This is a genomic window from Nostoc sp. (genome assembly GCF_036917155.1).
Taxonomy (GTDB): Bacteria; Cyanobacteriota; Cyanobacteriia; order Cyanobacteriales; family Nostocaceae; genus Nostoc.
In genome coordinates, this window is record NZ_JBALDZ010000231.1 from 1 (window position 1) to 15,841 (window position 15,841).

Consider the following 15,841-nt stretch of genomic DNA (forward strand, 5'->3'; position numbering starts at 1 on the left):
TACGGTTTTTTTGGCAATGATCAATTTTATAGGTATCTTTCTGTGCGCGATGGCTACGCCCACCGCAGGCATCGCAAAAGTTTTCGGTCTACTGATATTAGGTGCTGTAGCTTCCACGACTAAGATACCAGCCAGCAAACCTAGCATAGTAACAATTAACCAACGGCGTTCCATGCGATCGCCCAAAGGAACTAATAACAGTAGTCCGACTGCATAGCCAGTTTGGGTAAGAGTGGGAATAAATCCCACTTGTTGGACAGAGATATTCAAGCTACGTCCCATATCAGCTAGTAGCGGCTGATTATAATAGACATTGGCCACTGCTAAACCACAAGCGATCGCTAAAGTTAAAACAGTACTCCGCTGCGTCAGCGAATTGCTATCAGTGGTTAGAGCAGTATGCTCTTTAGAACTCATTATGATGCACCAAAATATTGAATAGTAGCTTAAATACTTGTTGAATGACTAGAATCATCATCAAGATTTGGATGAATAGGCTTTTTCTTAGGTTTTTGGGTCTGTAATTCCCAAATATCGCGTTTTCCTAGTTCTTGATCCGCTAATAACTGTAGATGATCTGGTAATTTCGTTGTTTGCCAAATTGACCAAATTTCTCCACAAAGCAATTCTTTTTCTATTTGTCCAAAAAACATGATTTTACTCTCCAGTAATGCTCAAGTTTAAGTTTCGTAACTCCTAAATTTGGAAAGATGAAGTAACAAAATTGTCATTTTTCATCCAACAGAATTCAGGAGTCAGGAGCCAGAGTTCAGAATGAATAATCGGCGTTTTGCACTCATACCAAATTGAGAATTTGGTTAGCTTACTTCCCGCAGGGTATCCCCGACTGATAGCGAGTCGGCGTACCCTTACAGAGAAGCAAGCTACGCGTAGCATCTCGTAGAGAGCGTCTTGATTCTGACTCCTGAATTCTGAATTTTTCTTCATTCTTTCACCATCTTTAAAATACAGGTACTATTCGTCCCTGATACTGCTTGTTAATAAAATCTCTAACTTGTGGATCGTTAAGTAACTTATTTAGCTTCTGAATTTTTGGCTCATTTTATCGACCCTGTAATGTAACTAATGCCAAAGCATATTTTTTATCTTTAGCTGTCTCCTGTCCCATAGATTGCGGTGTTATTCCTGCTAGAGCAACGGTTTGAGCTAAAGAAACAATGAAGTCTACATCATTAAGTTTCACCAGTAGCCAGCCATAAACTTTGCAGCAATTCTTGCCCTTGCATCAATAAACCTCCACTTCAAACTCTGATTTGGGTAAATATTTCAAGGCTTGAGTTACTTTTGATCCTTCTAGTTGGATGTGAAATTGACCAACGCGGTGATTGCATACTACTATAAGTCAATAGGCTTAATGTAGTATTGACTATAAGATTTGCATAGATGAAGATAAAAAACAAGGGTAGGGGGTTACAGATGTAGGACTCTAGGAACTTCCAAGTGAAGGAGGCGGGGGGCAGGGAGCAGGGAGCAGGGGGGATAGAACAGAAAAGGGATTCGACCCCTCCCTGTTCGAGAACCACTTAGTAGAAGTGGGGGAATCAGATTTTTAGACACAATGAGCTACCAAGCAATACATGGAATCAGCTTGAATTGCCATGTATTACACGGAATTGTGAGTATTCTCAAAAAGTAAGATGAATTTTCAGCTTGTGTTGGGATGGAACTCTAATTCCAGCCCGTGGATCATAATTTTCTGATTGCTTTATTAGCTGCCCTAGTTGCTCCACCAGTTCTTTGACACTGGCGGGAGTTTTTTCCCAGTCGGAGTTCGGGATTTCAATCCCGTAAATCAGGCACAAGACATCTATGCCTCTCACTCTACCATCAATATATATTTTCTACGGTAACTTTTGCGAACCCCGTGAACGGGTACTATGAAATTAGTGATACATATTAAATTGTTAAAGCAAGTTTCCGTGGAGGGAATATCATGTCTACCAACGTACTAAAAGCATTGGATATCCAAGCATTACCATTCTTTGCCCGCTTCTTGGTGCAAGAAGAACCTCCGCAGCCACCAAATGAGACTCCCCCACCAATCTATACTTTAAAGTATCCTTCAGATTGGGAAGAACGCTAAATATAGTAAGCTTCATCTGAAATTAAAGTAGTCGTAGTTATTAAATAACTGATTACTGCTCATTGGAGCTTAATTGCTTTCATATTAAAGTATCCAAGATATTGTAGCGATCGCCTCTAGTTTTAGATCCCCAACTTCTCTAAGAAGTCGGGGATATAGAAAACAACTTTTTTAGCTTTCTCGCCGTAAGCCCCGCACCATAACTGTACACCTCGACCCTACCTAGTGGGTAACTCTATTACTAATAGTACCTCTAAGCCCGGATTTCTCACCAGATTTATCAAACCGAAGTGCAGAGGTTGTAGGGGCGGGTTAAGCGAGACATTCATGAATGATGGATCATATCTGTTAACCCGCCCCTACTGAAGAGTGAGAAATGCGGGTAAGGAAGTTCTGGCAGCATTGCGAAATGTACCAGAAGCCTATACCGTATTTGGTACTCCAAATCGGTGTAGGTAGTTCACGTAGTTATTAATATCTACCTCCTATAAATTAAAACCAGAAAATTTTATGCACCTGTCGCGTGATGTTGTATTATTAATCACCCATAGTGGTGATTTCTTCACAATAGATAGAGTGGCAGAAGCCTTATCAAAAAAAGGGGTACAACCATTCCGCCTCGACACCGATAAGTTTCCCTTAGAAGTGCAATTAACAGCACACTTTGACCAATCCAAAAGCTACCACAGGCTGAAATATGGCACGCACTCTATCAGCACAGAGCAGGTGCAAGCTGTTTGGATGCGGCGGATATGGGAGCCAGAATTGAGTAAAGAATTGGCTCCAAAGTACCGAGAAGCCTGCATTAGAGAATCACAAGCAACCTTAGATGGTTTTTGGGATAGCCTCAAAGGAGCTAGGTGGGTAGACGATCTGGAGCGGATAAATGCTGCACATAACAAGCTGCGTCAACTGCGAGTTGCATCTGAAGTGGGCTTTGTCATCCCCCAGACTGTGATCACCAACAAAGCTGAATCAGCAAGGGAGTTTTTTCACCAAGTCAACGGAAAAATGGTGAGCAAGTTATTAACTGCTATTTCCCGTAGTATGGAAGCTAACTCCTCATTCTTTCTGTACACCAGCGCTGTCAAAGAAGAAGACTTAGAAGATGCTGAATCACTGCGCTATTGCCCAATGGTTTTTCAAGAGCAAATCCCTAAGCAGCAGGAATTGCGAGTGGTGTATGTGAATGGCCATGTATTTGTTGGGGCGTTAGAAGCGTCTGTTTATGCAGCAGCCAAAGTTGATTGGCGTAAACCTGGTGTTGAGGTTGGTGCATGGCAACATCACGAACTTCCTGATGAAGTAGTTTGTCGTCTCCAAGCCTTTATGGGTAAATTTGGGTTGTTGTTTGGAGCGTTAGATTTTATTCTCACACCATCAGGAGAATATGTATTTTTGGAAGTTAACCCCATAGGAGAATGGGGAATGTTAGAGAAAGATTTAGATTTGCCGATTGCAAGTGCGATCGCAGATGCTCTTATTCCCTAGAAAGCAGTTAATTTAGTGTATTTTAGGCGTATATCTTGATATGATTTGTCACGAAAAATATGACACGATCGCCTAACGCACTTTCCTAAAATCTAAAATCTAAAATCGAATGACAGTATTAATCATTACTTTTAGTAACGATAACGAAAGCATTCCTCTAGTAATCAAAGCAATTGAGACTCAAGGAGAGAAAGCATTTCGTTTTGACACAGACAGATATCCCACTGAAGTGAAGTTGGATATTTATCAAGGTGATTCTGAACGAGTAATTATTACTGATGGCGAACAGAAGCTAGATTTGAGTGAAGTGTCCTCAGTTTGGTATCGGCGGATGCGCTATGGAGCAAAAATTCCTGAAACGATGGACAAGCAATTTAGAGACGCTTCAGTTGAAGAAAGTCGCCGCACTGTTAGAGGGATGATTGCCAGTCTGAAAGCATTCCACTTCGACAAAATGTCAAATGTCGATATAACCAATAATAAACAACTACAGTTACAAGTCGCGCGAGAGATTGGACTTGTGACTCCGCGCACCCTGACTTCAAACAATCCAGAGGCAGTGAAGCAATTTGCTCAAGAGTGTCAAGAGCAAGGTATAGTTACAAAAATGCTTTCTTCCTTTGCTATCTATGACGATCGGGGACGAGAAAACGTTGTGTTCACCAGTCCCATTAAAGATGAGGATCTGGAACATCTTGACGGATTGCGTTTTTGTCCGATGACGTTTCAGGAAAACGTGCCGAAGGCGCTAGAGTTGCGGACAACTATTGTCGGACACCGCCTATTTACTGCGGCTGTGAACTCCCAGAGTTTGGATGGATCTACTTACGATTGGCGCAAAGAAGGGAAAGCCTTAAGTAAGAATTGGAAACCCTACAATTTGCCGGAAGATGTTGAGAAAAAGCTTCTCCAACTGATGGCTTATTTTGGCTTAAACTATGGAGCCATTGATATTATCGTTACACCTGATGGTCGGCATGTATTCCTTGAGGTTAACCCAGTTGGGGAGTTTTTCTGGATGGAGATATATTCACCACACTACCCGATTTCTGGTGCGATCGCTGAAATTCTACTGACTAATAAAAATTAGCGCATGGGGCACCGATAAAATTATTGTCTATCTTCCGATCTCTCACCGAACAAGGCAAAAGTAAAAAGTTAAAAGGCAAAATAAAGAAAAAGAAAAATGGTTTGTTCGCATAGCGTCTCGTAGAGAAGCCCCTAAATTTATAGGACTAGCCCTTTCAAGGTGACTCGTAAAATCTCTGTTTTTCTCTCTGCGCCGCGCCAGTTGCTTCTCCCAAGGGGAACCGCAAGGGCGCACTGACAACTCTTTACCTCTGCGGTTTAAAAGTAATTTATTTCACCACTCCAGACGCAGAGAACACAGAGTTAAGAGATTAAAGAGGAATTTTTTGAGCAAAATTTTTACTCACCTTGAAAGGGCTAGTCCTAATTTATTTATGGAACGAAATAAAAATATCTATTTCCCAGTAGAACCCAATATCTTTAGTTTTCGTGGTTCAGTAAGAATTGGTTTTCGCTATATGCTAATTTTAACAGAATATGGAACGCCTAACTATGATGTGAAGTCACGAGTGTGCGGCTTGTAGAAATCAAAAGTGTCAGAATTTGAGGTAATTACAATGGACGAAATTGTGAAAAAACTGGCTGGTCTAGGTCTTCCTGGCATAATTCTGGTAGTTCTAACAGCTGCATCAGGGGGTAGTTCCGCCGCCGTTGCAGCTACTCTCACAATGTTAGGAGGGCCCTTTGGCATTTTAGGAAGTATAGCTTTACTCGGTCTGATAACCGTTGTGGGGGATATGATCGCGGGATATGGAATTGAAGCTATTCTTCAGGCCATCTATGCAGAACGTAGCAAAACCGAATCGGTGAAATTTCTCCTCAAAGAAATCAAAGATTTACCCATTACAGAGGATCTAAAACTCAAACTGAAAAATCAACTTTGCCCCGAAACCATTACTTATTATGAAGAGGTTAAGACTCTAAAAACAATTGAAATAGTCGCGGTGATTATTCAATTTCAATGGTATTAAATTAAGCAATTATTTAACTCCCATCAGAACCACTATATTTTTAGAACATGCAGGCTCAAGTTTTTCGCAATCAACCCTCAACTAATCCTCTTGTGGCTTTTACCCAATTTTGGCGGGATGTCAGAGCGATCGCTGGGTCATACTGGTATCCAACAGAGCCAGAAGGTAGAGCATTTTCAGACGTGATTCGCGCCTGGGGAATGCTCATTATTCTAATCTTATTAATAATTGCCCTTGTGGGCGTAACGGCTTCAGGCAGTTTCTTAAATCGCTACGTACTAAATATAGTTATTGAAGAGAAAGATATTTCTAAGTATCTTGGTACGTTATGGATTTCCATACTTGTAATTGTTGTGGAAACACTTTTGATAGCATCTTCTAAATTTGTCAGAAAAAAAATTGCTCTTGATTGGTACAAATGGCTAAACAATCACACTTTAGAAAAGTATTTTCGGAATCGGGCTTATTATAAAATCAATTTTAAATCCGATATTGATAATCCAGATCAACGTCTATCCCAAGAAATCGAACCCATCACCAGTAATGCTCTCAATTTCTCAGCTACTTTCCTAGAGAAAATCCTGCAAATCACAAGTTTTTTAGTAATTATTTGGACAATTTCGCAACAGATTGCACTTATTTTAGTTGTTTATACAATCGCAGGTAATTTAATTGCTGTTTACTTAAATCAACAAGCAAATAAGATTAATCAAGAGGAACTTGCAGTTAAAGCTGACTACAGATATGCCTTAACTCATGTTCGGAATCATGCGGAATCAATAGCTTTTTTTCAGGGAGAAAACCAAGAAGAAAATATAATTCAACGCAGATTTAGTAATATCGAGAAAAATGCAGAGCGTAGGCTGAACTGGGAGATAAATCAGGATATTTTTAACAGAGCATATCAGTCTGCTATTACTGTATTTTCGATGTTTGTACTTACACCTCTATTTATTCAAGATCAAATCGATTTTGGAGAAATTAACCAAATTAGTTTAGCTTGTTTCATGTTTTCTAGTGCCTTAGGACAATTAATCAGTGAATTTGGAGCTTCTGGAAGATTTTCTAGTTATGTTGAACGCTTATCTCAGTTGTCAGATGCGTTGGAGGCTGTTACGAAACAACCAGAGAAAGTCAGCACGATTAAAACAATCGAAGAAAATCGTCTAGCTTTTGAGCATGTCACCTTACAAACACCAAACTATGAACAGGTAATCGTCGAAGATTTGTCACTATCTGTTCAGCCGGGAGAAGGTTTATTGATTGTAGGGCCGAGTGGTCGAGGTAAAAGTTCTCTATTGAGAGCGATCGCAGGTTTGTGGAATGCGGGAAGTGGCCGTCTGTTGCGACCTCCTTTAGAAGATGTGTTGTTTTTGCCCCAACGTCCTTATATAATTTTGGGAACTTTGCGCGAACAGTTACTCTATCCTCATACAAATCATCAAATGAGTGATACAGAACTCAAAGGAGTTTTGCAACAAGTTAACCTTGAAAATGTGGTAACAAAAGTTGGTGGCTTTGATGCAGAACTCCCTTGGGAGAACATATTATCATTAGGAGAACAACAACGCCTTGCCTTCGCACGATTATTAGTTACTCGTCCTAGCTTCACGATATTAGACGAAGCAACAAGTGCTTTGGATTTAAATAACGAAGAAAATTTATATCAAAATTTACAAAAAAGTAAAACAACTTTCATCAGTGTTGGACATCGAGAAAGTCTGTTTAATTATCATCAATGGGTTTTGGAACTCTCACAAGATTCTAGTTGGCAACTTGTGACCGTGCAGGATTATCAACTTCAAAAAGCAACTGCTACTAATTCATCTAGCAATGGTCATTGTCAAATGAAAATAGATAATTTATCCAATAATCAATCCCGAATAAAACCAGAAATAGGCACATTGGCAAATCTCTCTCATCAGGAAATGAACACATTAACTAACTATTCCCTTAGCACTATCAGAAACAAGGCTAGCGAAGGTAAGTCTATAACTACTAAAAATGGTTTGACATACCACTATGACAAAGACCCGGAGGTATTGAAATGGGTGAGAATTTAGCAGCTAATCATAGGTTTTAAAATCCTGTCTTCTAGAGGATATTTAGAAAATATAAAAAGCTCAAGTAATGATGCAGTAGGTTATAAATAGTTCCAGTTTTTAAAGTACATAGCTATGGAAAATATTGTTACTAAACGATTGTATTTAGTACCCTTGAAGCTAGAAATAGTAAAAGCAGCAATCCTTGGTAATTCAGAATTAGCAAGATTTCTAGCGGTTACAGTTTTGCCCAACTGGCCCGATGAGGAGTTTATTCAAATCTTGCCAGGAATTGCGGATATTCTGAGCAAATATGCCTTACAAAGTCAATGGGGATGGGGAAGTTTAATCATTCATAAAGCAGAGAACAAACTCATTGGTCACGTGATGATTAAAATTATTCCAGATGCCACAGGTTCACCCACAGATTCAGTGGAACTTGGCTATCAGGTAGTGCCATCATATCGACGACAGGGCTACGCATCTGAAGCTGCAAAAGCAATGGCAGATTGGACACTTTATCAACCAGGTATGAAAAAAGTTACAGCTGGATGTAATGCAGATAATATAGGTTCAAAGCGGGTGTTAGAAAAAATCGGAATGCGGCTAATAGAAACACGAGGTAAGGTATTGATATGGGAATTATGCAAAACAGAAATCATAGGTTAATTGTGTCTGCTCACACTTTTGCAAATCAGAATTATGCTAACTAAACAACAAAGACAACTAATTACTTATGAAGCTATTTCAATTTACGAACGAACCTATCAATTACCTGTTCTAAAAAGTAAGGCTGTAAAAAAAATTCAACAAAACATTAGAGAACGTCAAAAATTAATTAAGGAAGGTGTTAGATATCATCATCAGCTTGGGGGCATAATTAAGCGAAAAGAAGAAATTAGCCAGGGAGAAGTTTTTAAGGAAGTCCAATTATTTATTAAAGACTACAGTCATATTATTGATTTTCTAGAAAGTTATAAGGATAGTTATCATGATTTCCTATTAAGCCTTGCAGACGAATTAAAAAAGTTATTTAAAGAAAAATATTTGGAAATAAAAAGTTTAGAGGATGAAAGAATAAAATTAGAGCTAAAAAATCATAAAATTCCCAAAATACTTGATGAACTAAAATGGGAGAAGCAAGAAAACTTTAAAGCAGTTTTATTGTTGAGCAATGCTTATTTCTTAATGTTAGAGAAAATAAATTTGATTGGTGAAGGACTTAAAAAACTTGCAGAAGATACCAAAAATCAAAAAGAAATTGTTCAGCAAATAGTTAAAGATTTAGAAGTTTATCAAGAGATTTACGAATATCAAAGAAAAGCCTATAAGATTCGTCAAGAAATAGCAAAAATTGCCCACACCGCAATCAATTTTGAAAATTCTTTACAAGATTACTTTAGTCCCTTTCAATCTTTAATAGATGAAGTTATAAAAGTAGATGAATATTTTTATGCAACTGTCGCAGATATTAAAAATCTAGGGGATAATGTTTTAAAGTATCAGTCCAATTTATTTAATCTTGAAGATAACGAGGCAATTTCTGAAACTTTTCTCGATTTTATGGTGACAAGCTATGAGAAAAAAGCCAGATTAAAGGATGCTTTTATTCAATCTCAATTATTAGATTGGCAAATCCATAATTTTGATTTGAGCAGAAATGGCGTATTTTTAGATAAGGGTATTGATTTAATATCTAACTATATATCCAAGGAACTCACCGATCAAAGGAAAGTGCTAGGCATAGCAGGAGTAAATTTTGTCTCTACAACACCTCTATCTGCTGTTGAAGAAACAGGATTGATGGGATTGAGTAATCGCAATGTTATTTTAACAAAAGAATTTCTCGACAATCACAATATTGATTATACCCAATTGCAGGATCTCCTCGCACAGCATAAATGGAAAGAAGCTGATATTGAAACCACTAAATTAATGCTAAAAGTCATGAATAAAAATTATTGGAATGAAGTTTATAAGGAAGATATTGAGAACTTTTCTTGTCAAGATATCCACACCATCGATCAACTTTGGGAAGAATATAGTTATGGCTATTTTGGCTTCAGTATTCAGCAAACTATTTGGAGCGAAATGGGTGGACAAGTAGATTATGAAACAGAAAAGAGACTTGGCGATCGCCTTGGTTGGCGGAAAGAGGGAAACTGGTTAGATTATGAGCAACTAACTTTTAAATTGTCCCCGATGACACCAATGGGACACTTACCAGCCAAATGGTTACACTATGACCAAGATAGCTTGGAATTATCCTCAAAATCATCTACAGAACACCTTTCAATGGGAGCTTGGCGGGTAAAGTCTTGGTTGGTTTGGCAAATGCACTTATTCTTTTCTCGTACAAAAACTTGTAACGAAACTTTCCTATAATTTATAGCAGAAATTAGAGATAAAGCTAACTTTGAGGATAAATATGGATACAGCACTTCCGGCAGCTATGAGGTACATCCTCAAAACTGAAAGCTATGCTCGGAGGGGGCAAGGATAAAAACTGTATTGCATAATAGCGGGAAGCGCTGTAATAGTAAGCATTCTGATATAGAAATAGAAATTTTACTTTTGGGAAAATGCGACGCTCGAATACTCGCTATCACAGACTCGCTAACGCTGCGCTATCCACCAGTCGCACAAAATTCATTCTGTACATGGATAGCGGGGCGTTTAGCCCATTCTGGCTCCTGACTCCTGAATTCTGTTTCGGTAAAATATTACGATTTCGTCGCTCGATAACAGAGCGCAATAGTGAGTAATGCTGCTGCTGCAACGGCTGTTGCTGTCCGAATGTGGTTCCAGATTGTCCAGTTGGTAAGATAGCTAGACCACAGGCTTGCACCTATGGTAGTGTCCGGCTCGACTTTCGCCAGCGCTTCGTTGAGTGGCACATTGAAAACGATTGTCACGCCAAAAGTACCAATGAGGTACAGCAAGCTGCCGAGGAGCAAGTAGGTGGCATCGGGTTGATACCACTTTAATAGCGAGGAGATAGACAGAAGGATGCAGGCCGCAGTTGTTCCCAAGAACACTACCATGAACAATGGATTGATCACTGTGATATTGATGGCTTGCATGGCAGCAATGCCTTGTGCTGGTTGGAGTCTGGCAAGGGCACTCATCACGAAGGATGAAAAGGCGAAGAAGACTCCGGCTATTAAGCCACATCCCAGTGCTGAGAAAAGCTTCAACACGAAATAATGTTGTTGAGTAATCAGATTTTGCAGCATTGCCTTATCCTCCAACCATTTGAGTAATTTGAAGATGAGCCGATGCGATCGCATCTGTTAACTTTTGCTCACCAGACTCATTATTCTCAATTAGTATTAGTATCTGATGGTTTCTCTGCTGTTGGTTGTTGTCGTGGGCTAATGAATTCGGTCTTAATTGGTTTTCCTATTGTCTTCGGAGGTTGTGGTTTATCTTCTGTGGGTTGTGAGTTATTATTGTCGCTCATGTTGATTTATCTCCTTTATAGGTTTCATCATTTGGCTGTTTTCAAGATTTCTTCCTGAAAGTGGATCAAGCAAGAAGTTCTTCTGATAATTATGACTCCAAACAATGTAATCTCAATTCCGTAATCCTGTGTGAAATTTTGCTCCCACTCCGAGAAAGTATAGTATGTGCCTGCCTTAAGCACATTCCAAAGTAGGAATAGCCAAAATAGTATGCGACTCGTAAGTGAGCGCTGATTGGTCAGCCCACTGATCAACCAAGGCGATCGCCCAAACTATCAAACCTCCCAAGATGATCAAAAACCCACTAATATTGGCTATTGGATTGACACTGGTGGCGTTGGTGTTAAACCTGATGCCATCTACATTTTTGTAATCATTTATAATACAAATGATCTACAGTTTTTTCATCCAATGGCACGAGTACAACTTGTTTATCCTAAAATCCCAGATAGTAAAAATTGCCTTTGGGAGCATTGTATAGCTTTCGAGAAATATGATGGTACAAATCTCCACTGGGTTTGGGAATCAGAGCTTGGGTGGTATGCCTTTGGTACACGTCGAGATCGGTTTGATTTGGATGATATGGGGATTGCACAATTCAACAAAGCACATCCAGGTTTAGAAGAAGCTCCTGAGATTTTTAACAGAGATTTTGCCGCCTCTTTAGAAAGAGTATTTCAAGAAAAATTTAATTGTCAATACCCTGAAATTACTGTGTTTACAGAGTTTCTGGGGACTAACTCTTTTGCAGGAATGCATCGAAGAGATGACCCAAAACAACTAATTCTCTTTGATGTCCAAATAGATAAATATATTATTACTCCCGAACAATTTATTCAATATTTTAGCCAATTACACATTCCACGGGTTGTTTATCGTGGTAAAATTACAGGTCAATTTATTGATGATATTCGAGAAGGTAAATATGGTGTAGCTGAAGGTGTTATCTGTAAAGGAGGTGGCAGCAACGGTAATAACGGATGGATGGTGAAAATTAAAACGTATGCTTATATGAATAAATTACAGCAAGCTTTCAAGGATGATTGGAAAACATATTGGGAATAAGGGAACTGGCTTTAAGTAATCCCCTATGTGATTGAAGCCGCAAACGCTTATTTGCTAAGATTTCCAGTGCAACAACATTGAAACAGGGCAAATTTTTATCACCATGCCAACATCTACAATCGACGATCAAGACGCAGCAGCTATCGAAGCCGCCAGAGTTGGGGTTGCAATATGCGATCGCACCGCCTGGGGACGCATCAAAGTGTCTGGCGAAGCTCGCCTCAATTTCTTACACAACCAAAGTACTAATAATTTCCAAATACTCAAGCCAGGACAAGGTTGTGATACGGTTTTTGTCACTTCCACAGCCAGAACAATTGATTTAGCAACCGCCTACGTTAGAGAAGACGCGGTAATCTTGCTAGTTTCGCCTAACCGCCGCCAGTTTCTCATGGAATGGCTAGATAAATATATTTTCTTTGCCGACAAGGTGGAATTATCTGATATCACACAATACACCAACACCTTCAGCCTCATTGGCCCAGGAAGCGACGCTGTTTTAGAAAAGCTGGGTATTGGCGAACTCATTGGCCAACCTTATGGTAGTCACAAAGTATATACAATTGCTCCGGCGGAGGGAGTGCGGATTGCTGTGGGTAGCGGGTTAGCTGCTCCCGGATACACGTTGACTTTCCCCTATACTGATAAATCTTCGGTATGGAACAAATTGTTAGAGGCTGGGGCAGTCGAGATGAGCGATCGCGCCTGGGATACTTTGCGAATCTTACAAGGACGCCCAGCCCCAGATTCGGAACTCACAGATGATTACAATCCCCTGGAAGTTGGTTTGTGGCAAACAATTTCTTTTAATAAAGGTTGTTATATTGGTCAAGAAACCATTGCTCGCTTAAATACATACAAAGGTGTAAAGCAACACCTTTTTGGGATACATCTCAGTGCCCCTGCGGAAGTGGGAAGTGCGATCGCAGTTGGAGATGAAAAGGTCGGCAAACTTACCAGTTACACAGAAACAGCTGATGGTTACTTTGGACTAGGTTACATTCGCACTAAAGCTGGTGGCGTAGGCTTAAAAGTCCAAGTAGGAGAAACTGAGGGTGAAATAGTAGAAATCCCGTTTGTCTCTCACGAGTATCCATAATTCGTAATTTCTTGGGGTCTGAATCCACATACTTATTTTCCCAATCCCCAGTCCCCAATCCCCAGTTCAAATCAAAATATCTTCTTTCCCGTCCTATCTAGTACCTTGACAAAATTCATCTACCCAAGAAGCTAGATTACGGGCATTAGTGGTTGGTAAATTCACTTTGCTTTTAACATCTTGCGGTGGAATATTCTGATGTTTACCGTTGCTTTTAACCTCAGTAGTAATTGCTAGCGATCGCACTGGTTTACCATTACTGTTAATTTCAGTGGTAATTGCCAGCAATGCACCTACAGGGATTCTGACAGATGCCGCGTTGCTCTTAGCCTCTGTAGCTAATGCCACAGATGGCATAGTTTTAGCTTTGCTATTAACCTCAGCAGTCATTGTCAGCGAGGTTCCTGAAGGGAGGCGTTCAAGGGGCGATGTCTGACGATAAGCTGCAAAGCTGCTACGTAGTGGTTGATATTCGCTTAGAAAACTGGAGGATGGCGTTTTTATCGGAGTATCTGGAGCAATTTTAGTAGCTAATGCAACTACTAACTCCGGTTTGCGTGTGCGAACTACCTCCGTTGTAGCTGTAACTGATGGCACAAGTTGATCGGTGCGTGGCGACTTGGAGTCTAGAGTCTTAGCAAAAGAATCAGGTGCAATCTTGGTAGCAGTTACAACTGATGACAGATGTTTATCCTCAGAATACTTTTCATCTGGCGACTCGTTTTCAGCTTGGCTTGTAGCCATAGAATACTCTGATTTTATTAAACGTAACTCTTTGTCAGGATTAAAGTTAAGACCTAAAGCGGTAACTATTTTATCTGGATCGTTATTCAGATCCAGCATAAAAGAAAGTATTTCATCAAACTGAGGTTCCAAAACAGATAGTGTTGCCAAAATAAAACCGGACAAAGGACGGCGCAGACCATCGTAAGTGCCCCAAATTCGCATTTTGACCAACCAGGGAATATTTTGCTCGTAGTAACTCAGCCACTTTTGTTTTAAGGATTGACGCAGCTGTTGGATATTCATTAGATGCCTCGCTTCAGTCAACAAGATTGCAGACATTGATATTTAGTTTAATTTTTGGGGATGAAACCGATAATAGAGCATCTGTTTGACTATTTGACCACCTAGCAAATGATGTTCTACCAGTAGAGATACTTCATCTGGTTGAATACCGCTATACCAGATCATATCGGGTAATACCAGCACCATCGGCCCATTGCCACATTGTCCCAAACATCTGCTAGCTATTACCGGATGAGAGAGGGAGGATATCCCAATGCCCAATGCCCAATGCCCCATAACTAATCTATTGAAAGTCCTTTTGAGGCTAGCCATTCCGGGTTAAATATCCGCGACTGATACCGGGAACCACTATCACATAAGATGGTGACAATGGTATGTCCTGGGCCTAACTGCTTCGCTAAGGCAACAGCTGCCCCAACATTAATACCCGTTGAACCGCCCATTAACAGCCCATCTTTCCTCAACAGTTGGTAAACTACCCGCAAAGCTTCTTTGTCATCTATTTGAATGGCATCGTCAGCAGGTGCGCCTTCCATATTGGCTGTGACACGACTGTTACCAATGCCTTCGGTGATGGAATTTCCTTCTATCTTGATTTCGCCGGTTTTGACATAGCTATAAAGTCCACTACCCAGCGGATCGGCCACAACGCATTTAACCGCCGGATTTTGTTCTTTCAAGTACAACGACACACCAGCAAACGTACCACCTGTACCAGTTGCAGCTGTCCACCCATCTATTTTACCATCTGTCTGCGCCCAAATTTCCGGCCCTGTGGTTTCGTAGTGGGCCCGGCGGTTAGCTAAGTTATCAAACTGATTCGCCCAAATGGCATTTTCTAACTCAGCAGCGACTCTGCCAGATAGTTTGACGTAGTTGTTTGGGTCTTTGTAGGGTACAGCAGGGACGGGACGAACTTCTGCCCCTAGTGCTGTCAGTGCGTCTATTTTTTCTTGTGACTGGGTATCGGGAATAATAATTAGACATTTGTAGCCTTTAGCGTTACAAATATGTGCTAGTCCAATGCCAGTATTACCAGCGGTTCCTTCGACAACGGTGCCACCAGGTTTGAGTAGACCTTTCTCTTCTGCATCTTCAATAATGTAAAGTGCGGCGCGGTCTTTGACGGAACCGCCAGGATTGAGAAATTCTGCTTTAGCAAGGATTTCACACCCTGTTTCTTCGCTGAAGCTGTTTAAGCGAATCAGAGGTGTGTTGCCAACAGTGCCGACGAAGCCATTTTTAATATCCATTTTGACTGTACCTGTGTGAGTATCTATAAAAATTTTGGCTTATAGCGATCGCATGATTGACATCTAATTTCTCTAAAATCCTAATGATGGATTTGTTTCGTTACGTTATTAACCCACGCTACCAAACAAATGAATCTCTGAGGTGGATGAATGTGGTATTATTGCCAACTAATTTCAGATTAACGCGATCGCACTCTTCAGTAGGGGCGGGTTAACAGATATGATCCATCATTC

The 15,841-nt window shown here is 40.2% G+C and carries 17 protein-coding genes and 1 pseudogene; 10 read left to right on the forward strand and 8 right to left on the reverse strand.

What is annotated here, in order from left to right; all coding sequences use genetic code 11:
- The 3 genes from V7K67_RS30895 to V7K67_RS30905 form a co-directional block, all read right to left on the reverse strand.
- Positions 1-417, reverse strand: a 417-nt coding sequence (locus tag V7K67_RS30895; RefSeq protein ID WP_335169852.1) for an MFS transporter, incomplete at its 3' end; no start/stop codon positions are given.
- Positions 418-446: 29 nt separating this feature from the next.
- Complete coding sequence (locus V7K67_RS30900) at positions 447-653, reverse strand: hypothetical protein (protein ID WP_334731709.1); 207 nt, start codon at positions 651-653, stop codon at positions 447-449.
- A gap of 410 nt (positions 654-1,063) precedes the next feature.
- Complete coding sequence (locus tag V7K67_RS30905) at positions 1,064-1,204, reverse strand: hypothetical protein (RefSeq protein WP_334731708.1); 141 nt, start codon at positions 1,202-1,204, stop codon at positions 1,064-1,066.
- Between the two features lie 750 nt (positions 1,205-1,954).
- Between V7K67_RS30905 and V7K67_RS30910 the strand changes: the two genes are divergently transcribed.
- The 8 genes from V7K67_RS30910 to V7K67_RS30945 all read left to right on the forward strand — a co-directional run bounded on the left by V7K67_RS30910 (position 1,955) and on the right by V7K67_RS30945 (position 10,082).
- Entirely contained in the window at positions 1,955-2,104 is a 150-nt protein-coding gene (locus V7K67_RS30910) for a microviridin/marinostatin family tricyclic proteinase inhibitor (protein ID WP_334709209.1), read from the forward strand.
- 510 nt (positions 2,105-2,614) lie between these two features.
- A complete protein-coding gene (locus tag V7K67_RS30915; RefSeq protein WP_335169855.1) occupies positions 2,615-3,595 on the forward strand; it encodes an MvdC family ATP-grasp ribosomal peptide maturase in 981 nt (326 codons plus the stop codon).
- Positions 3,596-3,704: 109 nt separating this feature from the next.
- Positions 3,705-4,685, forward strand: coding sequence for an MvdD family ATP-grasp ribosomal peptide maturase (locus V7K67_RS30920; RefSeq protein WP_335169857.1), 981 nt, complete (start codon positions 3,705-3,707; stop codon positions 4,683-4,685).
- A 373-nt stretch (positions 4,686-5,058) separates the two neighbouring features.
- The gene (locus V7K67_RS30925; RefSeq protein WP_334731705.1) at positions 5,059-5,208 is read left to right on the forward strand and encodes a hypothetical protein; all 150 of its coding nucleotides are present in this window, start codon (positions 5,059-5,061) and stop codon (positions 5,206-5,208) included.
- A gap of 33 nt (positions 5,209-5,241) precedes the next feature.
- Positions 5,242-5,655, forward strand: a complete 414-nt coding sequence (locus V7K67_RS30930; protein WP_334731704.1) for a hypothetical protein — start codon at positions 5,242-5,244, stop codon at positions 5,653-5,655.
- 47 nt (positions 5,656-5,702) lie between these two features.
- Positions 5,703-7,718 (forward strand): ABC transporter ATP-binding protein/permease, encoded by a 2,016-nt coding sequence (locus V7K67_RS30935; protein ID WP_334731703.1) that lies wholly within the window; start codon positions 5,703-5,705, stop codon positions 7,716-7,718.
- Between the two features lie 114 nt (positions 7,719-7,832).
- Positions 7,833-8,366 (forward strand): GNAT family N-acetyltransferase, encoded by a 534-nt coding sequence (locus V7K67_RS30940; protein WP_335169859.1) that lies wholly within the window; start codon positions 7,833-7,835, stop codon positions 8,364-8,366.
- Between the two features lie 33 nt (positions 8,367-8,399).
- Positions 8,400-10,082, forward strand: a complete 1,683-nt coding sequence (locus V7K67_RS30945) for a GUN4 domain-containing protein (RefSeq protein ID WP_334731701.1) — start codon at positions 8,400-8,402, stop codon at positions 10,080-10,082.
- Between the two features lie 338 nt (positions 10,083-10,420).
- On the opposite strand, the gene V7K67_RS30950 is transcribed toward V7K67_RS30945, so the two are convergent.
- Together V7K67_RS30950 and V7K67_RS30955 are read right to left on the reverse strand one after the other, a co-directional pair.
- On the reverse strand, positions 10,421-10,933 hold the full coding sequence (locus V7K67_RS30950; RefSeq protein WP_335169861.1) for an anthrone oxygenase family protein: 513 nt from the start codon (positions 10,931-10,933) through the stop codon (positions 10,421-10,423).
- Positions 10,934-11,019: 86 nt separating this feature from the next.
- Positions 11,020-11,160 carry a hypothetical protein gene (locus V7K67_RS30955; RefSeq protein WP_334709200.1) on the reverse strand — a complete coding sequence of 47 codons (141 nt, stop codon included), beginning with the start codon at positions 11,158-11,160 and terminating at the stop codon, positions 11,020-11,022.
- A 235-nt stretch (positions 11,161-11,395) separates the two neighbouring features.
- Between V7K67_RS30955 and V7K67_RS30960 the strand changes: the two genes are divergently transcribed.
- Together V7K67_RS30960 and ygfZ are read left to right on the forward strand one after the other, a co-directional pair.
- A complete protein-coding gene (locus tag V7K67_RS30960; protein ID WP_335169863.1) occupies positions 11,396-12,226 on the forward strand; it encodes an RNA ligase family protein in 831 nt (276 codons plus the stop codon).
- Between the two features lie 103 nt (positions 12,227-12,329).
- Complete coding sequence (gene ygfZ, locus V7K67_RS30965; protein WP_335169865.1) at positions 12,330-13,325, forward strand: CAF17-like 4Fe-4S cluster assembly/insertion protein YgfZ; 996 nt, start codon at positions 12,330-12,332, stop codon at positions 13,323-13,325.
- A gap of 93 nt (positions 13,326-13,418) precedes the next feature.
- Here ygfZ and V7K67_RS30970 read toward each other — a convergent pair whose 3' ends face one another.
- The 3 genes and pseudogenes from V7K67_RS30970 to V7K67_RS30980 all read right to left on the reverse strand — a co-directional run bounded on the left by V7K67_RS30970 (position 13,419) and on the right by V7K67_RS30980 (position 15,607).
- Positions 13,419-14,354 (reverse strand): DUF5331 domain-containing protein, encoded by a 936-nt coding sequence (locus tag V7K67_RS30970; protein WP_334731698.1) that lies wholly within the window; start codon positions 14,352-14,354, stop codon positions 13,419-13,421.
- A 42-nt stretch (positions 14,355-14,396) separates the two neighbouring features.
- Positions 14,397-14,582: pseudogene (locus V7K67_RS30975) on the reverse strand ((2Fe-2S) ferredoxin domain-containing protein); the annotation flags it as partial.
- 50 nt (positions 14,583-14,632) lie between these two features.
- A complete protein-coding gene (locus tag V7K67_RS30980; protein ID WP_334731697.1) occupies positions 14,633-15,607 on the reverse strand; it encodes a cysteine synthase A in 975 nt (324 codons plus the stop codon).
- Positions 15,608-15,841: the final 234 nt, after the last annotated feature.